At 54.4% G+C, this 25,102-nt stretch carries 25 protein-coding genes; 9 read left to right on the top strand and 16 right to left on the bottom strand.

All coding sequences use genetic code 11. The annotated features are described in order from the left end of the window. Nucleotides 1–20: 20 nt before the first annotated feature. Nucleotides 21–1,124 carry an ABC transporter ATP-binding protein gene (locus tag ABD971_RS16500; protein WP_345323827.1) on the bottom strand — a complete coding sequence of 368 codons (1,104 nt, stop codon included), beginning with the start codon at nt 1,122–1,124 and terminating at the stop codon, nt 21–23. 16 nt (nt 1,125–1,140) lie between these two features. After that, nucleotides 1,141–1,305, bottom strand: a complete 165-nt coding sequence (locus tag ABD971_RS16495; RefSeq protein WP_339945941.1) for a hypothetical protein — start codon at nt 1,303–1,305, stop codon at nt 1,141–1,143. A 55-nt stretch (nt 1,306–1,360) separates the two neighbouring features. Here ABD971_RS16495 and ABD971_RS16490 point away from each other — a divergent pair, with 55 nt between their 5' ends. Together ABD971_RS16490 and msrB are read left to right on the top strand one after the other, a co-directional pair. After that, on the top strand, nt 1,361–2,296 hold the full coding sequence (locus ABD971_RS16490; RefSeq protein WP_345323825.1) for a cysteine peptidase family C39 domain-containing protein: 936 nt from the start codon (nt 1,361–1,363) through the stop codon (nt 2,294–2,296). A gap of 282 nt (nt 2,297–2,578) precedes the next feature. Beyond that, on the top strand, nt 2,579–3,214 hold the full coding sequence (gene msrB, locus ABD971_RS16485) for a peptide-methionine (R)-S-oxide reductase MsrB (RefSeq protein WP_345323823.1): 636 nt from the start codon (nt 2,579–2,581) through the stop codon (nt 3,212–3,214). 60 nt (nt 3,215–3,274) lie between these two features. Here msrB and ABD971_RS16480 read toward each other — a convergent pair whose 3' ends face one another. The 3 genes from ABD971_RS16480 to ABD971_RS16470 all read right to left on the bottom strand — a co-directional run bounded on the left by ABD971_RS16480 (nt 3,275) and on the right by ABD971_RS16470 (nt 6,773). Next, entirely contained in the window at nt 3,275–3,916 is a 642-nt protein-coding gene (locus tag ABD971_RS16480) for a hypothetical protein (RefSeq protein WP_345323821.1), read from the bottom strand. 395 nt (nt 3,917–4,311) lie between these two features. Next, nucleotides 4,312–5,604: a Gfo/Idh/MocA family protein gene (locus ABD971_RS16475; protein WP_345323819.1), complete on the bottom strand. Its 1,293-nt coding sequence runs from the start codon at nt 5,602–5,604 to the stop codon at nt 4,312–4,314. 161 nt (nt 5,605–5,765) lie between these two features. Next, on the bottom strand, nt 5,766–6,773 hold the full coding sequence (locus tag ABD971_RS16470) for a dienelactone hydrolase family protein (protein ID WP_345323817.1): 1,008 nt from the start codon (nt 6,771–6,773) through the stop codon (nt 5,766–5,768). Nucleotides 6,774–7,110: 337 nt separating this feature from the next. Here ABD971_RS16470 and ABD971_RS16465 point away from each other — a divergent pair, with 337 nt between their 5' ends. After that, nucleotides 7,111–8,160: a lipid-binding SYLF domain-containing protein gene (locus tag ABD971_RS16465; RefSeq protein WP_345323815.1), complete on the top strand. Its 1,050-nt coding sequence runs from the start codon at nt 7,111–7,113 to the stop codon at nt 8,158–8,160. Between the two features lie 139 nt (nt 8,161–8,299). Further along, the gene (locus ABD971_RS36085; protein ID WP_425571323.1) at nt 8,300–8,503 is read left to right on the top strand and encodes a BON domain-containing protein; all 204 of its coding nucleotides are present in this window, start codon (nt 8,300–8,302) and stop codon (nt 8,501–8,503) included. Between the two features lie 59 nt (nt 8,504–8,562). Here ABD971_RS36085 and ABD971_RS16460 read toward each other — a convergent pair whose 3' ends face one another. The 4 genes from ABD971_RS16460 to ABD971_RS16445 all read right to left on the bottom strand — a co-directional run bounded on the left by ABD971_RS16460 (nt 8,563) and on the right by ABD971_RS16445 (nt 12,044). After that, nucleotides 8,563–8,919 carry a hypothetical protein gene (locus ABD971_RS16460; protein WP_345323813.1) on the bottom strand — a complete coding sequence of 119 codons (357 nt, stop codon included), beginning with the start codon at nt 8,917–8,919 and terminating at the stop codon, nt 8,563–8,565. A 479-nt stretch (nt 8,920–9,398) separates the two neighbouring features. Then, nucleotides 9,399–10,286: a dienelactone hydrolase family protein gene (locus ABD971_RS16455; protein ID WP_345323811.1), complete on the bottom strand. Its 888-nt coding sequence runs from the start codon at nt 10,284–10,286 to the stop codon at nt 9,399–9,401. 145 nt (nt 10,287–10,431) lie between these two features. Continuing rightward, nucleotides 10,432–10,875 (bottom strand): methyltransferase family protein, encoded by a 444-nt coding sequence (locus ABD971_RS16450; protein ID WP_345323810.1) that lies wholly within the window; start codon nt 10,873–10,875, stop codon nt 10,432–10,434. 224 nt (nt 10,876–11,099) lie between these two features. Beyond that, entirely contained in the window at nt 11,100–12,044 is a 945-nt protein-coding gene (locus tag ABD971_RS16445; RefSeq protein WP_345323808.1) for a universal stress protein, read from the bottom strand. 380 nt (nt 12,045–12,424) lie between these two features. On the opposite strand from ABD971_RS16445, the gene ABD971_RS16440 reads away from it, so the two are divergent. The 3 genes from ABD971_RS16440 to ABD971_RS16430 all read left to right on the top strand — a co-directional run bounded on the left by ABD971_RS16440 (nt 12,425) and on the right by ABD971_RS16430 (nt 18,208). Then, a complete protein-coding gene (locus tag ABD971_RS16440; protein ID WP_345323806.1) occupies nt 12,425–13,909 on the top strand; it encodes a cytochrome ubiquinol oxidase subunit I in 1,485 nt (494 codons plus the stop codon). Continuing rightward, on the top strand, nt 13,906–14,934 hold the full coding sequence (gene cydB / locus ABD971_RS16435) for a cytochrome d ubiquinol oxidase subunit II (protein ID WP_345323804.1): 1,029 nt from the start codon (nt 13,906–13,908) through the stop codon (nt 14,932–14,934). Before ABD971_RS16440 ends, cydB begins: the two co-directional genes overlap by 4 nt. Before the next feature lie 1,609 nt (nt 14,935–16,543). Continuing rightward, on the top strand, nt 16,544–18,208 hold the full coding sequence (locus ABD971_RS16430; RefSeq protein WP_345323802.1) for an ABC-F family ATP-binding cassette domain-containing protein: 1,665 nt from the start codon (nt 16,544–16,546) through the stop codon (nt 18,206–18,208). Nucleotides 18,209–18,601: 393 nt separating this feature from the next. On the opposite strand, the gene ABD971_RS16425 is transcribed toward ABD971_RS16430, so the two are convergent. Both ABD971_RS16425 and ABD971_RS16420 read right to left on the bottom strand, forming a co-directional pair. Further along, entirely contained in the window at nt 18,602–19,054 is a 453-nt protein-coding gene (locus tag ABD971_RS16425) for a hypothetical protein (RefSeq protein WP_345323800.1), read from the bottom strand. A gap of 211 nt (nt 19,055–19,265) precedes the next feature. Beyond that, complete coding sequence (locus tag ABD971_RS16420; RefSeq protein ID WP_345323798.1) at nt 19,266–20,207, bottom strand: hypothetical protein; 942 nt, start codon at nt 20,205–20,207, stop codon at nt 19,266–19,268. A 200-nt stretch (nt 20,208–20,407) separates the two neighbouring features. Between ABD971_RS16420 and ABD971_RS16415 the strand changes: the two genes are divergently transcribed. Continuing rightward, complete coding sequence (locus ABD971_RS16415; RefSeq protein ID WP_345323796.1) at nt 20,408–20,902, top strand: GNAT family N-acetyltransferase; 495 nt, start codon at nt 20,408–20,410, stop codon at nt 20,900–20,902. 19 nt (nt 20,903–20,921) lie between these two features. Here the strand turns inward: ABD971_RS16415 and ABD971_RS16410 are convergent, their stop codons facing one another. Together ABD971_RS16410 and ABD971_RS16405 are read right to left on the bottom strand one after the other, a co-directional pair. Continuing rightward, nucleotides 20,922–21,932 carry an endonuclease/exonuclease/phosphatase family protein gene (locus ABD971_RS16410; protein WP_345323794.1) on the bottom strand — a complete coding sequence of 337 codons (1,011 nt, stop codon included), beginning with the start codon at nt 21,930–21,932 and terminating at the stop codon, nt 20,922–20,924. Between the two features lie 108 nt (nt 21,933–22,040). Then, entirely contained in the window at nt 22,041–22,565 is a 525-nt protein-coding gene (locus ABD971_RS16405) for a TIGR03067 domain-containing protein (protein ID WP_345323792.1), read from the bottom strand. Nucleotides 22,566–22,831: 266 nt separating this feature from the next. Between ABD971_RS16405 and ABD971_RS16400 the strand changes: the two genes are divergently transcribed. Beyond that, on the top strand, nt 22,832–23,272 hold the full coding sequence (locus ABD971_RS16400; RefSeq protein ID WP_339942673.1) for a GNAT family N-acetyltransferase: 441 nt from the start codon (nt 22,832–22,834) through the stop codon (nt 23,270–23,272). A 34-nt stretch (nt 23,273–23,306) separates the two neighbouring features. Here ABD971_RS16400 and ABD971_RS16395 read toward each other — a convergent pair whose 3' ends face one another. The 3 genes from ABD971_RS16395 to ABD971_RS16385 are packed head-to-tail and all read right to left on the bottom strand — an operon-like array spanning nt 23,307 to nt 25,096. Continuing rightward, nucleotides 23,307–23,462: a hypothetical protein gene (locus ABD971_RS16395; protein ID WP_345323789.1), complete on the bottom strand. Its 156-nt coding sequence runs from the start codon at nt 23,460–23,462 to the stop codon at nt 23,307–23,309. A 48-nt stretch (nt 23,463–23,510) separates the two neighbouring features. Beyond that, nucleotides 23,511–24,131 (bottom strand): CDP-alcohol phosphatidyltransferase family protein, encoded by a 621-nt coding sequence (locus ABD971_RS16390; protein WP_345323787.1) that lies wholly within the window; start codon nt 24,129–24,131, stop codon nt 23,511–23,513. After that, complete coding sequence (locus ABD971_RS16385) at nt 24,128–25,096, bottom strand: phosphatidate cytidylyltransferase (protein ID WP_345323785.1); 969 nt, start codon at nt 25,094–25,096, stop codon at nt 24,128–24,130. The genes ABD971_RS16390 and ABD971_RS16385 overlap by 4 nt, the downstream gene beginning before the upstream one ends. Nucleotides 25,097–25,102 lie beyond the last annotated feature (6 nt).

Genomic DNA, 25,102 nt, shown 5'->3' with positions numbered 1-25,102 from the left:
TTGGTGTGATGCTTCGGCTATCACCCCCACTCAATTCGCTCGCCCGATTCGGCAAATAGCTGCACGTCGCACGACTGTACCGCGAGTGTGACGGTGTCGCCGACTTGCAGGCCGCAATCTTGATCGAGGATCGCATTGACGAGGTCCTCGTTCTTAAGATCGTTGCTTGGGTTGTCACGGCGATCCAGCTCGAACCGAGCGTGGCAGCGACCGCCAAAAATTTGACGCCAACGACAGATCGCGGTCACCGCAAATCCATTGGCGGCCGGTGGTTCGTTTACAAGTCGAAAGCTCTCGGGTCGGATCGCAACCACGACGGGATCCTCGACGACGTCGCCCTGCGCTACTGCGGGTGACGTGCCCCATGGCAATCTCAGTTGGCCGCCGCGAAGGGGTGCCTTTATCAGGTTGATCGGGGGCGAACCGAGTGATTGTGCAACCGCGATGCAAGAGGGATCGTGATAGATCTCCTCTGGCGTTCCCACTTGCACAATCCTTCCCTGGTGCATCACCGCAATCCGATCGGCCATCCGCATCGCTTCGTCACCATCGTGAGTGACATGGATCGTGGTGCCCGGAATTTCACGATGCCAACGGCTCAGATCTTGTTGAAATTGATAGCGTACCGCCCCATCGAGTGCCGAAAGGGGTTCATCTAACAAACGCACCATGGCTTGGCGAACGACCGATTTTGCTAGCCCGGCGCGTCGCAGTTCACCGCCACTCAACTTTTCCGGATGGCGGTCCAATAGCGTGTCGAGCCCCAATAGTCTCGCGGCGCAAGCGATCCGTCGCTCGATTTCCACCGCCGGCAGCATGCCTTTGATCGGATACGCCAACGTTTGACGCACTGTCATGTGAGGGTACAAACCGTCTCCCTGAAACATTAGCGAAACATCCCGCTTTCGCGCTTGCTGCGACGTAATGTCCTGCCCACCGATCAAAACGCTTCCTGCATCGGGCGATTCAATCCCGGCGATCACCCGTAACGTCGTCGTCTTGCCACAACCGCTTTGGCCAAGCAGCACAAAATACTCATCCGCCACGACGTGCAAGCTAAGCGAGTCCAAGACAAGTTGGCTCGAGAAGCATTTTTGAATAGTGCAAAGCTGAACAGAAGACATGGGTGGGGCAGGGGGGCTATCGATGAAAACGGAGATCGCGTTCGCGGCGACGACGCGATGCACTACAATAGAAGGCATCCTTCGCAGAAACAACATCCCAACGCAGCGCACGCGGTTTGTCGGTCGGTTGCCACGCTGCGGCTCGAATTTCACGAATCTTCCATTCGCTGTCGACATTCACTCGCCAAAAATCGGATGCTTCGCGTCTCCGATGAAGTCAACTACGGGGCTTCACGATGGACTTGATCATTGCTCTGTCGATCACAACGCTGATCGCTGCCACGCTCGTCGTGGTAGTCGCATGGTTACTGCGTCCGAGGCCGAGCGAGCCCAAGCGGAATGAGCCTTCGTTAAATGACACCCAGTTAAATGACACCCAGTTAAATGACACGCGCCACGAGAACGCTTCCAACACGCCCTCGCTCGTCTTAGCCGCTGCGGTACTGGTCTCCTTTGTGCTGCTGTACGCCACCAAAGACCGGATGGGGTGGGCGACACTGTTGCCGTTTTCATCCGCAATCATTTTTTCGAACTGGACCGCGTTTGCGTTGGCGGTCGCCAGCGGGGCGGCGTTTCGGTTGCCCCATCGCCCGTTGTGGCGCCGCGTTCTGTCCGCATCGCTGATGGCAGCGTTAGCCTTGGCGACGCTATTCCAACCGGTCCTGCAACCCGTTTTTCGCCCCGTTTCGGGATCCAATTTATGGGATTCGGAACAGGTATGCATTCAGTCGCACACAAATACATGCAGCGCCGCAGCGGCCGCAACTTTGCTGAAAAGTGTCGGCATTGAAATGACCGAAGCTGCGATGGTCGACCACTGTCTGACCGATGCACGCGGTACACCCTCACTTGGACTGTGGCGTGGACTCTCGTTGGCGACGATGTCGACTCGCTACCGTCCCGAAGTACTACACACCGATATTGAGAGTTTATTGGCGAAAGGGCCTTGGCCTGCAGCGTTGGTGGTCGGATTGCCCCGCTACGGCGCAGACCCTATTTACGTGGATCGCTATGGGTGGGACCCCGGATTCCGTCATTCCATCGTTCTATTTGGGCGGAAAGACGATGGCTTGCTCGATGTCGGCGATCCTTCGATCGGCCGTGAAACGTGGAGCGACGAGGATTTGCGGGTACTATGGCGAGGCGAAGGCGTGACGTTGGTCCGCCGCTAAAATCGCCAGTCCATCGCAAAAAAGCAACGATGGTCCAATCGCTCTCCTCTAACTCGAAACATCCTCGAAACATCCTCGAAACGACGAAAAGTGACGGAATCAGTGGCGTTACGACCATTTAGTACGGACCACGATTTGCGAAATTCCTTCAAAATCGTTGGTGTCCCCCTCATTGAAATAGGGCGGCGAAATAGGGCGGCGGGCAAAACAATGCTTGCCCTTGCCCCGCCGTGATGATGATAATAGAGGTCGATCCTTGATAGTTTTTTTGGAGCCCCGCCGATGAAAACCTGCCTAAACCTGCCCCTTTCTGCTCCCGCGTGCTTTGCGGGAATCGTGTCTCTTGCGGGCATGTTGTTCGTTTCGACATTGACGATCGCACACGCCGATGACACCCCCGTGGCCTCGACTGCCGATGCGCGAGACAAGTCCCCAACGGACGCCGAGCCGGCTTATCAGCCCAAGAGCAAATCGGAACTGCGTCGGTCACTTAATCGAATGCAATACGATGTCACCCAAAATGAGGCCACCGAACCTGCGTTTCGCAACAAATATTGGGACAACAAAAAAGAGGGCACCTATCACTGTATCGTTTGCGAACAAGAATTATTCGACAGCAAAACCAAGTTCAAATCGGGAACCGGGTGGCCTAGCTTCTATCAGCCCAAAGACGAGAAGGTGGTTGGGTTTCGTAACGATTGGCGATTGATTTACACGCGAGTTGAAGTGCACTGTTCGCGATGTGGTGCCCACCTTGGCCACGTCTTTGATGACGGGCCGGAACCGACGGGCAAACGCTACTGCATGAACAGCGCCTCGCTGAATTTTGTCGAGGCAGACAAGTCGGCCAAGAATAAGCCGGCCCAAAACAAGCCAGCCGATGCCGTCTCTGCGGCCCAAGACGCCAAACAAGATTAACTTGTTGCTCGATCTGGCGTCATGGCTAGATCTGGCGTCTTCAGTCGTGAATCAGGCGATTTAGAACCTGATCGTGAACCGCGAGCTGCCTCCGCCAATCGTGATTCCTCGCGAACGCGATCGCTGCGAATGCGAACCATGATCGTCGTGGTGGTCGACATGCCCAAAACCGCTGCTCGAGGGACGTGCGGTGTAACCACCCCAACGACTCGAGTAGCCGCCCCAATTGCTCGAATAGGGTGATGTGTAAACCGGGGTGCGAAGCGTTTGAATGTCGTCACGCAGATGATGGATGTTGTTTTCAATCGCGTTGAGCAACATTCGTACGTGCGACGTGTTGCCGTGCACATGACCATAGCCGTGAGCCGAACGGCGTTCGATACCATCAAACAAAGACTCGAGGTGATGGAATTTCGAATCCAGCTGCGCCAGATCGCGGTCCAAATGGCTGACGCTCGATCGATGATGGGCGAGTTCGTGAATGTGGTCCGCGAATCGCGCCATATCCCGTGCGTCGCTCAGCAGATGACGGTACTCGGGCGTGTGCCGGTAATGCCGCGTTTCACCCACGATCTGGTTCGATTGAACCGCGATCTGCAACGCCAATTGATCGATGTGCTGGTACGTATCCGCCGAAGCAGTCGAGCAGAACGCGGTCAGGCATAGTGCAAGCGAAGCGAATGTTTTGTTGATAACGGCCATTTCTATTTTCCTTGGTTTGTAAATTTTTCTTGCAGTCATGTCTGCCGAAGCCAAGAAAACGCATGTGCCGTGCCAGTCGGGTTTCACGCCCAACGATTTGCTATGAAACCCCGTGTTTTACGGCAGTTTCACGGCTGAAAGGCAATTCGAAGCTGGCTAGCAGAAGAGTTCATTTTGACGGCGCGTCACGACAATGCGACATCACATTGAACACACATTGTTCTCAATGTTAATCGCGATATCGCGACGAGCAACGCAAGCACCCACGCTCTGGCGAGCGTAGCTACGCGATCCGCGTGCTAATTGGGCGTAGCGGAAGTCGTTGTGACTTTCGTTCCATGACGTTTTGATCCTCGAAACTCTTGGCGAGTTTCGCTACGAAATGCGCCGCAGCATCAGCGGCTGTTGTTCCACCCATCGAACGGGTGCGTCCGCGTCACCAAGGGCAGCGAGACGCGTTGGCCTTGCTGGACATGGGACGCGAACGTCGCATGCACCATTTCGAGAGTCACGCGACCATCGGTGTCGCTACACAGCGGTTGCCGAGCTTGGTCGATTGACGCGATCAAATCGCGAGCCGGCAGGATATGTTTGCTGACCAAGCGTTTGATGTCCGGGATCGGCTCGGGCTTGCCGATCCCGGCACTGCTGATGTTGACCCAGCGTCGTGGTATTGCGGTGGGCTGAAACGGATTGCCACGCAAAAGATGGACAAGCGGCTCTGTATCCATCCGCAGATCGATCACACCTTCGGTTCCCACGATCTGGATCCCGAATCCTGCTTTTGCCACTCCAGCGCCACGGATCGAGTCAAAGAAGATCGGTGTGCCGCTTTGCGTATCGTACCGCGCGTGCAAACGATTTCCGGCGATTGGTCCAATCCCTTCGCTGCCTGGCAAAACGTCCGCGACGGTGGCGGGATGATCGCCCGCGTAGTAAGTGGCTGAGCAAGCCGTTGGGGTGCCGGCAAAGTAGGCAGCAAGATTGAACAGGTGCGTTCCTAAGACCCACAAGTCTTGCCCGCCACCTCGCGTGTCCTCTTTACCGCGACAGCGAATCTCGAGCACCTTGCCGATCGCGCCTTGCTTGATGGCCGCTTGGGTCACCGGCAGGGCAGGATGATAACGATTGCGATGAGCGATCGCCAATCGCGTTCCGGATCGCTGACATGCTGCAACGATCTGATCCGCCTCTTGCAGCGTGCGACAGAACGGCTTTTCGCAATAAATCCCTTTCGCGCCGCCGTCGATCGCCGCCATGATCATCGCATGGTGCTGATCGACATAGCGCGGTCCCACCGCAACAATCTCGGGCTGGACCTGCTGGATCATCTCGCGATAATCCGAGAACGCACGCTCGCACCCGAGACGCTGTTTTGCCTGTTCCCTTCCTTGCGAATTGGCGTCTGCGACACCGACGATCTTGGTTTCGGGCAATTCCAGCCATACCGTGTCGATGCCGTGGCCAAAGTTCCCCTGCCCCGTGTGACCGATCACACCGATTCGCCGAGGTTTGGTATCACTCGCCGGCGCAAGTGCGGGTGCCGCTGCCAATGCAGCCGCGGTCGAGGAGACAAAGACGCGACGGCTCATCTTCGCCGGATCGGCCGACATGGCAACGCGTGATTTGGGGCGTGGAAAGTCAATCGACGTGCGTTCGTTGGCGGTGGAGCAGGGTGGGTGGAACATTCGAATTGATCGGGAAAGGCAAGAGGTGGGATAGCAGTGGCAAACCAGAAATGATTTCAATCCGCAGTTTTATACTCGGATCCACGTTGTCAGGACACGAAATCGCAAATGGCCTTTTGAAATTCACTATTTTCAAATTAGCGTTTATTCAGTCACTTGCTTTAATTTTCGCGAATGACCTTGGCCATTTTGGGGATCACAAACGGGATGTAGACGACGCCGGAATAATGGTTACCCAGCATTCTCACATGATGACTCGGATCGAGTTCGGCGGTCTGGGCCAGCGCGATTGCGTTTTGGATCGGGACGACCTGGTCGTAGTCGGCGGAGTAGATCCAGGTGTGCTTGGGATCTAAACGATGAGCGATTCGCATCGGTTCGACACGGTTGACGAGCGCACCGATCTGGTCCTGCGAAAGTCCAGATCGCTCGAGTTGTTGACGGAATTTTGCAGCGTCCTTTTTCCCACTTTGAATCACCTCCATCAAATTGCCTCCGGCCAGCAGGATAAAGACGTTTTCAAAGCCGCAGCCTTTCGCCCCGCTATCCAGACAAGCACTGGTTGCGGAGACGAACCCGCCGAGACTGGTGCCCTGCAGCGACACGCGACCGTCCAGGACATACGGCAGCGCTGCAACGGCATCGCGAGCACGCCGGACATCCGCAACCGCTTGCGGGATCGCATCGATCACCATGCGACGATTCGGATGCTCCTCGGCGGAGCGGCGGTTTCCATAGTAGGGCAAGTGGATCAGGAACGCATGAACGCCGCATGTCTGGAACCCTCGTGCAAACACACGCCCCACCGCCATCTTCGATCCTGACTCATGAACCACGACCACCGCAGGTGCGGTGATTGGTTCGCCGTTTTCATCACGCGCAAAATAGCACTCCATCGGCACGCGATCGTTCCGCAAATCACCACTTGGCTTCGGCGATGGGAACACGGCAAGCGCGTCCCCTTTGCCTACCAAGGGGGAATCCCAAGACACTTCGAACTCGCTCGGCGACCAGATCAACCCCCTCAAACAGTCGCGTGCATCATCAGAATCCTCTTCCGGCGGATCAAGTGTGTCCTTGGCAAGCAAAGCTCGGAACCGCAAATCGGGTATTTCGGCGGTGGCATCGACCGTCCACATCGCCATCATCGCAAGTAAAAATAGGGGCATTCGTAAATGGATCATCCGTCACCGCCGTTGTGATTACACCAAAGAAAGGATTCGAGGGATTTCATTGTCACCGCCACTATAGTCGATCCCGAAAGCCCCGAGTGCCGAAAGCCCCGAGTGCCGAAAGCCCCGAGTGCCGAAGTCGCCGAACCGAAGTCGCCGAACCGAAGTCGCCGAACCGAAGTCGCCGAACAAGCGTGGCGGAGTTACCCGTTCGTGTTCTTTTATTTGCCGGGATGCTCTACACTTCAATGGCACGGCACATAATGGCACGGCACCTGCGAGCATGATTCAAGTTGCTGAGGAATCTCGCCCCACTTTTGCGAAGAAATTTACCATGAATCGTTCCTGTCGCCTCACAGCAATCACGCTGGTATTGACATCATTTTGGCTGACCTCGACATCCCACGCTCAGTTGTTGGAGGAACAGGTCATGCAAGCCTCGGCGGTCGTTTTTAACGAAGCCATGACCGCTCCGCTGAACCGTATCCCCCAAGCCATGCTGTCCAACGCCAACGCGGTGGCGATTGTCCCGAACGTGATCAAAGGTAGCTTCATCGTCGGAGCCCGCCGTGGCCGAGGATTACTGTTTGTACGGGAACCCGAAGGCGTTTGGCACGCTCCGGTTTTTATCACGTTGACCGGAGGAAACATCGGATGGCAAGTCGGTGTGCAGTCATCCGATATCATCTTGGTTTTCAAGACCGAACGAAGCGTCCAAGGAATCTTGTCGGGAAAGTTGACGCTCGGCGCCGATGCGGCTGCTGCTGCCGGTCCAGTGGGGCGGGAGACCGCCGTTGCCACTGATGGCCAACTGCAAGCGGAAATCTACACCTACTCGCGAACCCGCGGTCTTTTCGCCGGCGTTTCCATCGACGGCTCTGTCCTGCAAGTTGATCCATGGTCGACCGGTGCGTATTATCGCAGCCCTGCTCCAGGACAACCTGTCGTTGTGCCCCCGCTAGCGGATCAGTTGACGCAAACGGTTGCTAGTTACGCCAATACCACCGCAACTCCGCCAATCCCCATCACCGCTCAAGATCAACAAAGTGGCTGGATCCAGCAACATGCGGCGACTCATACCGAGGGCCTGCGTGCTCAATTGGTGCAACTGGCCCCCAAACTGTATGACATGCTTGACGATCAATGGAAAAACTATCTTGCCCTACCATCGTCACTGTTTCTCGATGGCACCCCCACAACCCCCGAGCAACTACAGATCACCCTGGATCACTTCAACGTCGCCAATAGCGACCCCCGCTTTCAGGGGCTATCGAGCAGGCCCGAGTTCCAGTCGGTATTTAATTTGCTGAAGCTGTACCAACAATCGTTAACTCAAGACGCCGCGACCCTGCAACTGCCGCCTCCTCCGCCGATAGCACGCTGAGGCAGGCCGACCGGTCCAACGTATATTACTTAACCGTATATTACTTAACCGGATTGCTATTGTTGGCTGATTCCGTGTATGCTTCGGACCGGTAAACGCACGGACAGATTAAGGGGGCACCCACGATAGGGGCTGAGTCATGAAAGACAGTATAGAATCGAGATTGCGTGCGTCACTGCAACGACTAGGCTTCAGCGAGATTGAGGTCGCCAGTGACGAAAACGGGCACGTGCAACTTAGCGGTACCGTGACAAATGCAAGCGACAGGACCTCTGTCCTGACTATCGCACGCACTACCCCTGGTGTGAAGCGTATTGCTAACCAGGTCAACGTGCTTTCCTAAGCAAACGTCCGCGGCGGATCGAGTCACGCCGCATGACAATTCCAATCGGCGAGCTGCGATCAGTGATGATCACCCAATCCGAGATGGAAGCGGCCGATGTCCAAATGCAATCCGCCACCGTGTCCATAATGGCGACTGCCCCCGTATCCCTGCGAATAGGTCGGGTAACGAGAGGATCGTCCGCGATAGTTCGACCCGTATTGATAACTCGGCGTGTACGAATAACCGCCGTAACCATGGTGCGATGAATGCCCGTGCCCGCTGTGCGGATACCCGTATCCACGATGCGGATGGCTCGAGTGGCTGCCGTGCTGCCCCCCGTGCCCATAAAAATAATCTGCAGCCGACGCGGTCGGCGCGACAACAAACAAGGTGATTGCGGCAGCAGAGAAGGCGATTGCAAGTAAGCGTTTCATTGAGCGGTCCTGGAAGGGAGGTTTCCTTTTGGCAGCAAAAGCACTGCCGTCAAACCTCCAACCATCGCACCGCCTATGCCAAAGCGAAAACACCGTGAAAATGCCAGTTTACACGTAGAGAACGTCATCATAACGATATCACCCGCGTCGTCAGATCGATGGCAATCTGGGGTATTTCTTTGAAATCAAGAAAATCGCCGACTAGATCAGCCCCGTCGCTTTGGGGGTGGGCGAGTGCTTTTCACAGCCAAGCGTCCAACATCGCAAGGCCGCTGGCAAACGCCCAGCGACTTGGGATGTCGATTTTATGACTGTAGCGTTGTTGAACTCACGTAGCCTAGGCTTCCAGCCTGGGAATCACTGCAAACCCAGGCTCGAAGCCTAGGCTACGTCAAATTGAAAATCCTTCAGTAATACGATCGATGCCTTCGACTCTTGCGGCGGACGCGGATCTCGAGCGCCGGTGGCGACACCCGCTCTTAGACCAAGTTCTTTTTGAAGAACGCGATCGTACGTTGCCAAGCTAACGTGGCGGCGTCCTTGTCGTAACGTGGAGTGGTATCGTTATGGAAACCGTGGTTCACTCCGGGATAGACAAACGCTTCGAATGGCTTGTTGTTTTGTTTCAGCGCTTGCTCGAACGCTGGAGCGCCCGCCAGGATACGGCGATCAAGTTCCGCGTTGTGAATTAACAACGGAGCATCAATTTTCGCCACGTCACTGGCGTCTGGCTGGCTGCCGTAAAATGGAACCGCCGCGTCGATAACGTCAGGGATCTGGACCGCCAATTGATTCACCATTCCGCCGCCAAAACAAAATCCGACGGTGCCCACTTTTCCGGTGGACAGCTCATGAGTGTCCAAAAACTTGGCCGCCGCGATAAAATCTTGAGTCATTTCATCACGATCACGTTTGGCCTGCATCGCGCGACCTTCGTCGTCGTTACCAGGATAGCCTCCCAGCGGTGTCAGCGCATCCGGTGCAAACGCCAGAAATCCTTCGGTAGCCAAACGTCGCGTGACGTCTTCGATGTACGGATTCAATCCCCGATTTTCGTGAATGACCAAGACCGCAGGAAACTTGGTCCCCTCAGCCGGGCGAGCCAGCAAGCCCTTCATCTCACCCGCACCCTGGGGTGAGGCGTACGTTGCGGTTTCCGTTTTAATGCGAGCGTCATCGGGTTTCACTTGTTGAGCCCACGCGTAATTGGGACTCAAGTTTGCCATTAACGCTTCCACTGTCAGCCCACCCACCGCAAATGCAGCCAATCGGCTAACATACTCGCGGCGATTCAATCGTCCGTGCGCGTAATCGTCATAGAGGTCGAGAACTTTTTGATCAAACTGTTTCGCATCTTTTCGTTGCATAGCAGGGTTCCGCAAGAGATCAGAGACGGTTGGGTCAGAATCGAGAACCGAACACACTGGCATTCGGCCCACCGACATATTGGCCAAAGTATATCAGTTCCGCATCTTCAATGCATCGATCGGTAACCCGCCAGGACTCGCAGACTTAATCCCGCAATTTTCCTGAGATCTTCGGAATGAGCCCCCCAACTTTTTTCATGTAGTGCGGGTACTGCGGAAACCTCGCACTCATCGCGTTTTCTTCATAATTCGCCTTGACCATCAGCACTGCCGACAACGCAAACCACGCCACGACACGCCACACTGAGATTGTCGGCACCAGCAACATCAACGTGAACCACAGCAAACCGCTGTACATCGGATGCCGCACAATCGAATAGGGGCCGCTCATAACGAGCCGCGTTTTCTCGGTCGGACTCGGATGTACACGTATCTTGCGTAGCCCCACCGCAGCCCAAGCCGAGATGGCCAGAGCGATTCCCGGCGACGCCAATGCCAGCTGCAACCACGGCAACGGATCCCATTGAGCGGTCAGCACGATCGCCGCCGCGAGCACAAACTGGGCAACAACAAGACACCAAAGAATCATGCAACGCCTCTACTTTACGACGAAACCGCAAGTGGTCTCGTCGTGCGATCGACTTCGGTCACGGCATGACGCAAGTCGTTCGACCGCGGCGAGTAAAATGTTCGATTTTAACCGGGCGGCTCGCGCCGCACCGCTACGAAAACCACCCGTCCAGCGACAAGGTAGATAGCACCGGGCTCGCGCCGCTTCCGCGAAGCATACCACAGTAACGTTCGCACATATTGTCAATGAGCCGCTGCGTGCGTTTTCGCTGCGGCTGCTTGCTTTGCCTCGCGATGATCATGTTTGTCACGCACGATCAACACGCTGCAGTGTGCGTGGCGAAGCACATAGCGTGATGTACTGCCCAAAAACACACGCGTCAACAATCCGCTATCGCTATCGCCGATCATCATCAGATCACAGCCGTGCTCGTCGGCGTACTCCACCAAGGTCTCGCCAATATGGTCTCCTTCGACCAAGTGCGTTTCGGTGTCTAGCCCCATCTCTTGGACCGCGGACTCGAGACTTAACATGTGCTCGTTGGCTTGCTTCAAATAGTCGGTCCAAAACTCGGACGCTTTCTGTCGAATGTCTTGTCGATAAAACGAATTGACATGCAGAATCCGAACCAGATGGACTTCGATTCCGCCGGCCCATTTAAACGGCTTCAGCCAATCGATCATCCGTTGATCTTCGGGGCGTCCCGATAACGCGATGACAATTTTACGCAGCGCAGGTGCTTCGCTTGATTCACGCAGCGGACGGACGATCAAAGTCGACGTACCACTGTGCGTCGCCACATAATCGGAAATGCTGCCTAGCAATACACGCTCAAGGGCCGAATGTCCAACGGCGCCTAAGACGATCAAATCCGCATCGCTCTCCTCGGCGACCTTTAGTAGTTCGGTCGACGGCGATCCCACAGGAACATGAGTCTGTAACGAATGAACGGGGCCGCTTAACCCCGTCGCGGTTTGCTCGACGCGTTGCTTCGCCGCTTCACACTCTTCGTCAATGAATAACCCCAGATCCGTGGGCATTAACATTGTCCCCGAATCGATCATCATCGGTGGCACCACCGCCGAAACGATATCCAAATCGATCGGGCGGCGAAACGGCAACGACAATAGGTAGTCGGCAGCCGCCTTGGAGTGTTGCGAAGAATCGTTCGCTAGTAATACACGCATGATGAACTCCGGTAGGCATCGAATGAGGATGCGATCGCGTGCCTGCAAAGACACGTCAAACGTCGCTTGCAGTGCTAGGTTATGGCAATTCGGATGCCATCCCTTATTGTCAAGGAATTCTTCGTTTTCAGTTCACAAAGATGATCCGTAACGCACGGTTGCGTCACAGCGACTGTGCGAAAGTGCACGAAGTTTTCCGCTGCGATATAATGTGAGACAACGCACGAGGAAGCCAAACCGATGAAAACTCGCGTGTGACGCGGTGGTCTTCGCTTGCGTTGCCGTTGCGATAACGCAGACGGTGAGTCCATCTGCCACATCTTTGCGGACGATTGCTTTACGCGACAATAAGTGAGACCTCGACTGAACAAGGAAAAGGGATGGACGTTGAAATACTCAGCCGACTGCAGTTCGCGCTCACGATCATGTTCCACTACTTGTTCCCTCCGCTTTCGATCGGATTGGGACTGCAGCTGTTCCTGTGCGAGTGGCGATACTTTCGCACACGCGAACCGGCGTGGGAGGCGGCGGCCCGTTTTTGGACTCGCGTGTTTGCCGTCAATTTTGCCATGGGAGTCGCCACTGGCATCGTGATGGAGTTCGAATTCGGCACGAATTGGGCTGCCTATTCACGGTTTGTCGGCGACGTATTCGGCTCCGCCTTGGCTGCCGAAGGGATATTCGCATTCTTTTTAGAAAGCGGCTTTCTAGCCGTGCTGGTCTTCGGCTGGGATCGTGTCGGGGTGAGAATGCACCTGTTCAGCACGCTAATGGTGTTTCTCGGATCGGTGTTCAGTGCCGTTTGGATCGTCGTTGCCAACAGCTGGCAACAAACACCTGCCGGCTATCACATTGTTTGGCATGACGTGCAAGGCGAGATGATGCCGAGAGCGGAGGTGACTGATTTTTGGCAAATGGTGCTGAATCCGTCCTCGGTCGATCGGCTGACTCATACGTTGATTGGCGCGTTCGTCTTGGGCGCATTTTTTGTTGCATCGGTGTGTTCGTTCTACTTGCTAAAGCACCGCCATCTCGCCGTCGCTCGGCGGTGCCTGTCAATCGCTCTGCCATCGGCTCTACTATTCACAATATTGGCAGCGTTGACGGGCCACGACTCGGCTCAGAAATTGGTAGAAACTCAACCAGCCAAGCTGGCTGCGATGGAGGCGCATTTCCACAGCACCGATGAGCCCACCGGCCTGTACCTATTTGGATGGCCCGATGCCAAAAACGAAAAGGTGCATTTTGGCGTCCAATTGCCGTATCTATTGAGTGTGATGGTTTACAACGATCCGATGAAACCGGTCCCTGGCATGGACAAGATTCCCGAGGACGAGCGGCCTCCGGTGTGGTTACCGTTTCAAACGTTTCACTTGATGGTCGGCATCGGCACGATGATGATCGGCGTGGCCGCGTTGGCGTGTTGGTCATGGTACCGCGGTTCGCTCGAGAAGCGGCGATGGTTGTTATGGACAATCGTCGTGATGCCTGTCGCAGCGATGACCGCCAACCAAGCCGGCTGGATTACCGCCGAAGTCGGCCGCCAACCTTGGATCGTCTACCCCTCGGTGCAATCAGGTGTCGAGATGATGGGCCTGCGAACGGCGGATGGATTAAGTGAATCAGTGACGGCCGAACAAGTGCTCAGTTCAATCATTTTGTTTGGTATCATTTACTCGTTGTTGTTTGCGGTGTGGGTGTTTGTGCTGAACCATAAAATTCAGCATGGCCCTGAAACACCCGAGGAACTGACGCGGTACAAACGTCGGCTCCGCGGCGAGTACAACGAAGAATCGATTTCCGAAGTGATCAGCCACCAAGGTACGAATCGAGGCGGCGGATTGATGGAGGACGGGGTGCGATGAGTTATGAGACGCTGACGTTTACTTGGTTTGTGCTTTTGGGTGTTCTGCTCTGCGGCTATGCGATCTTGGACGGGTTTGATCTCGGCGTCGGGATCCTGCATCCGTTCATTGCCAAAGACGACCGCGAGCGGCGTTTGGTGATGAATTCGATTGGTCCGCTATGGGACGGCAACGAAGTCTGGTTGGTCACCTTTGGCGGAGCACTTTTTGCGGCGTTTCCCGTCGCCTATGCGACTGTGTTTAGCAGTTTTTACACCGCATTCTTTTTGTTGTTGACCTGTTTGATCGGGCGCGCGGTCAGTCTCGAATTTCGCTCCAAAGTCCACTCGGCTCGCTGGCGATCGGTTTGGGACACGGGATTTTTCCTCTCCTCGTTGACTGCGGCGTCGCTGCTAGGGATTGCCGCGGGGAATGTCATGGCTGGGATGGAACTGGGACCAAAATACAAGTACGAAGGCAGCCTGTTAAGCCAAATCTATTGGTATCCGCTGCTTGTTGGTGGGTTAACTGTTTCACTCTTTGCGCTTCACGGAGCGATCTATCTGTATTTAAAAACCGAAGACGAGTTGCAAGCACGCGTGCGAGGCGTGATCCCTCGTTTGATCTACGTGTTCGCGGGTTTGTACGTCATCGTGACGCTGGCCACATGGTGGCACGTTCCCCATGCGACAGAGAACATCGCGGCGAATCCCATCCTTTGGGTCGTACCGATACTCAATGCGTTGGCGGTGATGAATATCCCGAGAGCGATGCATTTAGGGAAACCCGGCTATGCATTTTTCACGTCGTCGATGGTGATTTTGGCTTTTGCGGCGTTATTCAGCGTCGCGATCTTTCCCAATTTCATGCTTTCTACAATCGATCCCGCCTACAGCGTGACCTTGGACAATGCCCGCAGCAGCCAACAAACACTTGGCACGATGTTGATCTTCGCCGCGATTGGAATCCCCTGTGTGCTCAGCTACACCGTGACGATTTACTGGATATTCCGGGGCAAAGTCAAACTCGACCCACACAGCTATTAGCGTCCCCCGAACGTCCAGGCCCCAACCGCTCAGCGAGACCATCAAATTCCCGCTCTAGACGTGACCTCCCATCCGAGCGGATAGCAACATTAAAAATCCCCAATCTGCCTCGTAAAAATTTTCTGTCGCACCAATCTTTCTGTCTACACAACAGCAGAGTCGTCGAAGGCCGACAGTCGCGGAAAGTCGGACACTTTACGACTCACCTTCCTCGGCCGCAAATCCTCAGCACCCAGATTCACAATTCCACAATTCCTCACGACGCTCCGACCGCAATTAAGCACAGAAACATTGGTGCGACAGAAAAATTGAAAACGCCCAATCTGCCGCGCAAATTTTTCTGTCGCACCAATCTTTCTGTCTACCCAACAGCGGAGTCGTGGTAGGCCGACGGCCGAGGAAAGTCAGTTACTTCACTCCCCACATTCCTCGGTCGTCACTTCTCGGCATCCAGATTCACGATGCCACGATTACCCACGAAGCTCACACCGCAATCAACGACAGAAACATTGGTGCGACAGAAAGATCAAAAACACCAGGCTGCCTCGCAGAATTTTTCTGTCGCACCAATCTTTCTGTCTATCCAACAGCGGAGTCATCGAAGGCCGACAGTCGCGGAAAGTCGGACAAGTCACTCCCCACCCTCCCTGGTCGTCAATCCTCGACATTCGGATTCACGATTCCACATTTCCTCACGACGCTCAGACCGCAATTAAGCACAGAAACATTGGTGCGACAGAAAGATTTAAAGAAGGCCCAATCTGCCGCGCAAATTTTTCTGCCGCGCAAATTTTTCTGTCGCACCAATCTTTCTGTCTACCCAACAGCGGAGTCGTGGTAGACCGACGGCTGAGGAAAGTCAGTTACTTCACTCCCCACATTCCTCGGTCGTCAATTCTCGGCATCCAGATTCACGAGGCCACGATTACCCACGAAGCTCACACCGCAATCAACGACTGAAATATTGGTGCGACAGTAAGATGAAAAAACGCCCAATCTGCCCCGCAAATTTTTCTGTCGCATCAATTTTTCTGTCTATCCAACTGCGGAGTCATCACAGGCCGACGGTCGAGGAAAGTCGGACACTTCACTCCCCACCCTCCCCGGTCGTCAATTCTCGACATTCGGATTCACAATTCCACAATTCCTCACAACGCTCAGACCGTAATCCACGACAGAAATATTGATGCGACAGAAAGATTAAAAAAGCCCAATCTGCCTCGGAAAAATTTTCTGTCGCACCAATCTTTCTGTCTATCCAACAGCGGAGTAACCAAAGGTCGACGAAACCTAGATCCAACACGTCGCCCCCGTGCGAATGCATATCGACCAGCTTGGATGCTGCTGTTCGTCGTTTGGTGACATGGTCAAATCGGGTTGCTTCAATAATCCTGACGCAATGCCTAAGACCATTGATACCGCATAGGCGACGCCAAAAATTTGGAGTTCTTTGTGAACCTAGAGATCAAGCTGCGTGTCGCGTTTTCGTCAGGCAAAGAATTGCCGATCCGTTCCTATCCGACTTGCAGAAGTGAAATGAAAAACTTGATCAGCTCAAACGGTATCGCTACAGGAAACATGTACCTCCAAAGCTGGACTCGTCTAATTTATGACCAAATCAATCTCGGTTACCGGCGTCAACTTTCGACTTCCTAACCAAACCCCTTTATTTACCGACCTCAACATCCACTTTGGCCTCTGCCGCACCGGCATCGTCGGTCGCAATGGAGTGGGTAAATCGACGCTCCTGAAACTGATTCAAGGCCAGCTGCAGCCAAACGCGGGCAGCGTTTCAGTGGTCGGAAAAACCGCGGTGCTGGACCAATCAGTACAGGCCGATCCGCAGTTGACGATTGCCGATCTGTTTGGCGTCGCCAACGAATTTGCCACGCTGCACCGTATCGAGCAGGGCGTTGGCACTGAGGCTGATTTTTCCAATGCGGATTGGTCACTGGAGCCGCGGATCGAGTCCGCACTAGGCCGTGTGGGGCTCACGTTCTCTGCTGACCGACGGCTCGCAGAGATGTCTGGCGGGCAACGCACCCGGGTCGGCATCGCCTCGCTCATTTTCAGGGAAGCTGATTTCTTACTTCTCGATGAACCCACCAACAACTTGGATCGCGCCGGTCGCAACACTATTCTCGAACTGCTTGATGGTTGGAGAGCCGGCGCACTGGTGATCAGCCATGACCGCGAGTTACTGGAGTCGATGGATACGATCGTCGAACTCACGTCACTGGGCGCAAAGACGTATGGCGGCCGCTGGAGTGAATACCAATCGCTAAAGGCTCGAGAGCGATCGGCGGCAGAACGTGAATTGGCGGATGCCGAAAAACGCAGTACTCAAGTGACGAGAACCAACCAAGCGAAAGTCGAGCGGCAATCCCGTCGCAATCGCGCTGGGAAAAAATCGGCAGCGAAGGGAGGAATCCCGCGAATCTTGATCGGTTACCGAAAGGAGCGGAGTGAACAGACAACCGCGGACAAAGATCGTGAAGCTGATCGTCTGCGGGCGCAAGCGAACCAGAAGCTAATTGAGGCTCGCAAGAAGATCGAGATCATCGATCCATTTCGCGTCGAAATGTCATCCACCAATCTACATCCGTCGAAGTCCATTGTGCAAATGGATCACGTCACCTTCGGCTTCGAGTCCGAGCATCCGATTGTTCGAAATTTCTCGCTTTCCATCATGGGTCCAGAGAGAATCTCGATTGCAGGAAGCAACGGCTCGGGCAAATCCACGTTGGTTGCTTTGATCGCCGGGACCCTGCAACCCAACAGCGGAACGGTCCAGCGACGATCCACATTCGCTATCCTGGATCAATCCGTCAGTGTTCTGGAGAGGGATCGCACCGTCCGGGAAAACTACAAGCGGATCAACCCTTCGTCGAGCGAGAACGAGTGCCGGGCCGCGTTGGCTCGTTTCAAATTCCGCAGTGATGCCGCGCTGCAATACGCAGCGACTCTTAGTGGCGGCGAGTTGTTGCGAGCGGGACTTGCGTGCGTCCTGGGCAGCCCCACTCCACCACAGCTGCTGATCCTCGATGAACCCACCAACCACCTCGACCTTGAATCGATCGAAACGGTGGAATCGGGACTAAAAGGTTACGATGGTGCGATGATCGTCGTCAGCCACGATGCTGCGTTTCTAAAATCAATCGGGGTCACCCGAGAAATCGTGCTCGATGATGTGTGCGGCGGCGTGGGAAACCATTGTCCGGCGTCACACGCAGACGGCGTTCTCCGTCGATGCAACGTAAGACGGAAAGAATGAATGCAACAGGAAAACGAAAGCACGATGATTTGCGGAAGTAATCATTTTCTCCCTCCGGACCAATGTTTCTGTCGCCTGCTTTTGCTTGGGGGCGTTTTCGTTTTGGAGCTACGTTCACCAGAGCGTGGACCGTTGTGGCGCCAACATGAATCACCACCTTCTCGCGAAGGTAGCTACGAGAGAATGTTTCACAGCGTTACGCAAACGAGCCTCTGTCAATGCTTTTCAACTTGGCAACACCATCGCTAAGTAAAAAAAAAATAAACTTGCGTCCGCAGGCTGAGCGAACGACCAGGGGGTGCCGAAAGTCTTGACGACTTTCGCTACAAAGTGTGTTCACAAAACCACCGGCTGCGCGGATGAGCACATCGCAGTGACCGAATCCGCACGGTCTTAGCGACGGGTGCTCTTGACGGGCGGGGTTGCATCGACACCGGAATCGCCATCTTCACGTAGACTTTGGTGGCACCGAACACAGCTGACGGTCAAATGATTGAACGCCAAGGTGACACCGTCGATGTTCTTCCGTTTGGATTGATTGATCAATTCATCGGTGACGAATTGAAAGGTATTGACGTGTTTACGGTACTCTTTATTCCGACTTCGCACGAAGCCTTCCATCGTATTGAGTACTCGCATTTTTTGGGCGTTTGCCTGGATCGTATCAAAGTCCTGCATGGCCAAACCACGCAAGATGGCGCTGGAGTAGTCGAGTTTCTTCTCCATCCAAAAATCGATCGGCTTCTCTTCGGATTCCACGATCTGTGTGGCGGTGCTTGTTGGTGCTTGTGCGAAGCAAACAGGGTGCAGTAACAGACTGGTTGCGACCCAATACAGCGTCTTCATGGTTTGACTTTCGAAGGTTGCGAAATGAAGCGAGAAACGATTCATTCGCAACAGGGCAAACCGAGTGCCACCGAGCAAAACATTGAGGCACGGAGAAAGTAAAAATCGATGACGGCTGGGCTTTAGCCTAAACTTCGTCTTTGCTCATGGAATATTGCAGAGCGACAGTGTTTTGGTCGCTCCAGCAACATCGATCGTTATACGGAGCGAATCAGATGCCCGAGCGAGCGGGCACGGTGGATGGAGGCGGCGAACTGCCAAGCGGGGCGACGCGGTTGCCCTGAGATGACGGGACGAAGCCTTGTGGCGGCGGAGCTTGTTCAAACCGAGCTGCTGGCGGTGGAGCCTGCTCGACGGCGGTCACACCCACATCGTTCATCAGATGATGCAGCGTCGCTTCGATTCGTTCGGTCTTGGCAACAATCCCCAAGTTGCCAATTTGACGATGTTGGTGACGTGACCAACCTCGGATGTCATCTTGGATGTGATGGAACAATTGGTCCATTCCGTACAAACGCGATCGAACGGCATCATGATCGTGATTGTGATCCGCGGCGTGAATAAACTTCGCCACTCCCAATAGCTGATAGCCTTCGCTGTACGTTTCAGCAAATCCCACGTTGTGCGAATAGTTGTAGTGGAAGTCCAGTAACAATTCGTTAATTAGAAACTCGAGTTCTCCCGACAGATCGTGGTACTGAGTAAACCCACCAAACGGCATGACCGTCGGACGTGCGACCACGTGCGAGTTCGAGGATTGTGGCAGATAGTAATAACGATTGCCCTCAACATAATATTGACCATGGCCGCCGATCGACCGTGGAACAACGTAGCGACGGTTCGAGTGGATCACATCGTGATGTTCGCGTCCAACAATATGCCCGTGGCTGTCGCGAATAATATGATCGTGATGGTCGATATGCGAACCTCCGCCGATCGGGATCCGAATGTTCGAAGATCCGCCATGGTGCTCGACACCGAGCGTGTGTCCATGCGAGTCGCGAATGACGTGATTTTGGTGATCGCTGTGGTTTTGCGAGTTGCCGCGACTACCGAAATTGATCCCTCCGTTTCCGATACGAATCTGAAACTGTGCCGATGCATGCTCTGCGACCACCAACACGCTCAGAGCCATAAGAATGCGAATTTTCATCACGGAAGTCCATCAATCGAGTGAAAGTTATTTGGGTGGGCAACTTGGCGGCCACATCTTCGAGTTCTCTTTTAAAACCAATTCTAACCGCTAGAATCACAGACACCTCCGGCGGTGAAGGGTTAAACGGCCAAAAAGAATTACGAATGTGATGCCCGCCATCCTAACCGCAATAGAGAGCACATTCGGTCGGTAAAAAAATGGACAAAACCTTCAGCAACATCGCAACGATCCAGCTCAGACCCTACCAATCCGCCGACGCTCTGTCGCTGCTGAGGTTGTTTCGCGACACGGTACACCGCATCAATTGTTGCGACTACACACCCGAGCAAATTGATGCTTGGGCCCCTGCCGATACTCCACTGGAACCTTGGGCAAGACGTTTCGAGGGAAACATTGCCTACGTGGCTCATCACAACGACGAAATCGCCGGATTCGCGGACATGACGCCCGACGGCTATTTGGATCGGTTGTTTGTTTCGGCAGATTTTCAGCGGCAAGGAGTGGCTCGTAAACTGGTGCAAGCGATGTTGCAGTCCGCCGCCGACTTGCAATTACCAGAAGTGACAACCGAAGCCAGCATCACCGCGAAACCCTTTTTTCTCGCCGCATCGTTTGTCGTGGTCCGAAAGCAAACGGTGGTCTGCCGTGAAGTCGAATTCACGAACTTCTTAATGCGACACCCCATTTCCTAAGTTCGATAAAATCACCCGCTCAGCGAAAATCGACGATCACGGGGCGATGGTCGGAACCGATTCCGGGGCCGACAACACGATCCGCAACTTTGATCTCTGCCCCCACCAAGACGTGATCGATCATCATTCCCGGCAGCGGCAGTGACGTTGGATTCCAAGTGCTTTGTAGACCTTGACCGAGCGATGCGTCACGCAACCCAGACTGTTTCAGCAATCGCCGAAACCAATACGACCACGGCGTGCAATTCAAATCGCCCGCCACAATCATCCGCTGACTCCCGTATCGTTTCGCGTGATCGGCAATCCCCAAAAACGCACGATTGCGATCACTCCACGTGGAATGACGCATCGGTGGTAACGGATGCGTGGCGATCAGCCGCAATGGCTCGCCATTGGGTAACGAGAACTCTGCGACCAACGACGGCAACATAGTTTCCATTGAAAACGAGACGACGTCGCATTTCGACCAGCGATGTTTGCTGAACATCGCGATGCCAAAGTTGTCGTCGCGAGGCATTAGCCGGCGATAGGGATACTGATCATGCAACCCTCGTTCCATGGCACTCGTCCACGCCGCATTGGTCTCTTGTAAGACGACAAAGTCAGGATCCGTTTCCGCAATCCATTTTAATACCGCCGCCTTGTTCGTGTTTCGCGTCAACACATTGGCCGTCATCAAGCGGTATGTCTTGCCCGTGACCGGATCGGTTGGCCAATAATACGGCAGCATACTGAGACACAAACCGCCGCCAAATAATAGACTCGCCCCGCCGACGCGTTTGCGACCGAGCAGCCACAAGATCAGTCCCGAAACCAGTAACACGATCGTCGCTTGCACACGCAATTGACTTGCCAGATCGAGCAAATAATGCCATTTCCCCCACCATCCGGCCGTCATCGCGGCAAATGATAGAAACGAGGCTAAGATTAGCAGCGTTTCGGTGTACTGTTTTACGGTGGTCCCAACGGAGTGAGTATGTAGGTCATCAGCGTCCGGCAAATCCGTTCGCTCGGCATCGAGTGTGCTCATCGATAGTCATCTGGAAATTTAACGTACATGTGGCGTCGACGCTGCAACCATGACGCATAGTAAACAGGAAGCATGGTAACCAGGAAGCATGGCACAACCGCGCCCCACTTAGGGAGCCTCGGACTTCGTCGCCGAATTTATTTGGCCGCTACCCGCATCAGGAACCTGCCGACGATAGCCAACAAGATACATTTGGCTGCCCTTGGGAGCCTTGAATTCTTTAGGAAAATCAGTGCCTGACAGATCGTAACAAACCCGCATCGCATCCGCATTCTTAATCTCATAGATGGCGAAAAACGTCTTGCCTTTATTGGGCCCCGCGGTGCTCTTGATCGTCATTCGTTTTGGTGTCGTGGTCGGATCAAGAGTGAACGTCCCGACGTCCGAGTGTTCTTCTCCTTCGACCGAGACTTCGTACTTGTCCTTGTCGATCGTTAGTGTGATTGCCTTCAGAGCAGGTGGAGGAAGGAGAACACCTCCGAGCATTGCTCCCTTCGGCTTCCAAACCCCATCAAACCGGAAGGCAGCGTTATCAAAGGATGATTTACCATTTTCCTCCGACTTCGGTTCGTCGCCTATAGCCACCACCGCCGACATCAAACAGAGCATTAAAACAGGTAGGAAAAATCGCATCATGTCACCGAGGGTTAGATTCGACAAAAGATCGTTACGGTTTGACTCAGTATAGACACCGAGGGCATGCCAATGTGAGTCGCCGACGTGACGAGGCCCACCCGATTGTCGATGTGGGCCCCACGGACGCGTGCCCTTGGGAGACGCTCGCGGACCTAATACGGTGCGATGACAACTGCCGCTGCTTGCGTTGCCTACACGGATGAGATAGCAATGGAGTGAAACAAGAATCGTTGGAACGATCTTCCCCTTATCGAGAACGCTTCATGCATATCCGACTGGCTGATTCCCAAGATCGAATCGAAGTGGACCGCATTTATCGCGATGCGATTGCCTCGGCGGCCTGGTTGCCCGATTCCGTCCGCCGCAGCGATGTATCTTTTGACGCAGATTCCGAAGGCGAGACCGTGCACGTGGCTGTTGACGAAACCACGGGGGTTCAGGGTTTCATTTCGGTGTGGCAGCCCGAGTCTTTTGTACATCACTTGTACGTCGACTCACGATTTCAACATCAAGGCTGTGGTACGTTGCTGCTACAGTCACTGGACACTTGGTTGGCGCGTCCTTGGCGGCTCAAGTGCATCCAAGCGAACGAAACAGCCTTTGCGTTTTACAAGAAACGCGGATGGAACGTCATCGAGTTAGGGCAAAGCGATCATGGCCCCTACTGGTTGATGCAATGCGAATCGATCCCGATCGCGAACTAACACAGACGCATTACCGCGGACGCATTACCGCAGGCTATCGATTGGTCGATCGGTCGGCAATCCACATCAGCAGCGGGCAAGTAATCTCGCTGAGCTGAACGGTGCTGCCATTCAAACGAAATCCGCCTTTGACCAACTGATTGCGTTGATACAATTTTCTAACGACTCGCGATGCGAGGTTCGCACTCATCGAATCCGTGCGAGATGCGATGGGTCGTTCGCGAGCTGGACACTCCGTTTACGCCGCAGGTCGATTCGCCTGACGGCGTGCTTGCCACAGCGAGCGAACGTCAGATTGAGGCTGGGTTAATGTTGCGGTGATCATCATTGCTTCAACGTTCGTTAGCGTCACTCCGATCATGGCGATCCGTATCGGCCACGGAGACCATTCCAGAAACAACGCGATGACGCCTACGACCATCAAGAACCAGCACGTTTTTGCCGCTCGTGTGTGATAACTCGGAAATCGCCCAAATTTCTTCAGACCGAAGGCACACGAACCGGCGTAACTGAGCACCGCCAATCCAATCCAAACGGATTCCTGTAGCAGCACTTCACTGCGAAGATAGACAAGCGACAGAAGCAAACATGCGTACAGCGTCACATCGGCAATGGTGTCTATTTTGGGACCAATCGAGGAACGTTGGTTCAGCAGGACTGCTATCTTTCCGTCCATCCAATCGGTCGCTGCAAGAAAAAGAAACATGCCGACCACCCAGTGTGGATACCCAGCGACGGCAAGTCCCACCATCACCCACGAACCGAAGAACCGAATCACGCAAAGCGCATTGGGCAAGGTGGCCCAGCGATCCGGCGGCGATACAACGGGAACAGCTTCAGAGTTTGCAGTCGGACTCATTGAGTAATCCATTGAAAATAGTAAAAGAAAAGCGGCGCAGTGAACGTTAAACTGTCGATCCGGTCGAGAATCCCGCCTTGTCCCGGCAGAAGGTTTCCACTGTCTTTGACTCCGATTTCACGTTTCACCGCAGACATATTTAGGTCGCCGATTTGGCCAGCGATCGATATCAGTATTCCGGCAATGAAAGATTGCAGTAGCGTCATCGCGACTAACCAGTGCCCCAATAACGTCGCAATCAGCGAGGTGATAACCATTCCGCCCAAAAAGCCCTCCCAAGTCTTTTTGGGTGAGACCGGAGTCAGTTTCCGGCGTCCGAATCGGCGTCCCACCATGGCTTGGGCTATGTCATTCATTTCGGTGACAGCAATTAAAAACAGAAACAATCCCGCGGTTCCCGACGCGGGGTTTGTCGATTCGGGGTTTGTCGACGCGGGGTTTGTCGATTCGGGCAACGTGACCAATAGCGCAACGTGTCCAATCGCGTAGGTGGTGACCATGACAACAAAGGTAATTCGTCCGATGTGACGAAGGAAAGAGTCGACTTGGCCTGAGACAATCAACACCAAGGAGGGAATCGCAATCGATAATAATGGAACCGCGATGACGAAGAACGATGTCCACTTCATTGCCACCGCAACGTAGCTGATCACAATCAATCCATACATCGATCGGGGCACCGATCGTGGCATCGCAGGCGTTAGCGGCAGAGCCACGAATTCACGCAGCGCCAAACCACTGACCACGCCCAATACCGCCACCATAGCGAGTCGTCCCAACAAAGCGGATGTGATCACGACCAGAGTCACGATCCACCAGCTCTTCAGGCTACGAAGCCGCGATTGAGCGATCTCGGGGGACTGTCCACGGATGGCGATCAGACGGACACCGGTTCCCACCATGAGTGCGGAAACGGCAACCAACGCGGCGAATTGCACGTTCGGTGGGATCGGAAAGGGAGGCATATTGAA

Source organism: Novipirellula rosea, assembly GCF_039541335.1.
Taxonomy (GTDB): domain Bacteria; phylum Planctomycetota; class Planctomycetia; order Pirellulales; family Pirellulaceae; genus Novipirellula; species Novipirellula rosea.
Note: the sequence above shows the minus strand (reverse complement) of the source record. Positions and strands in the feature narration are given on the sequence as shown.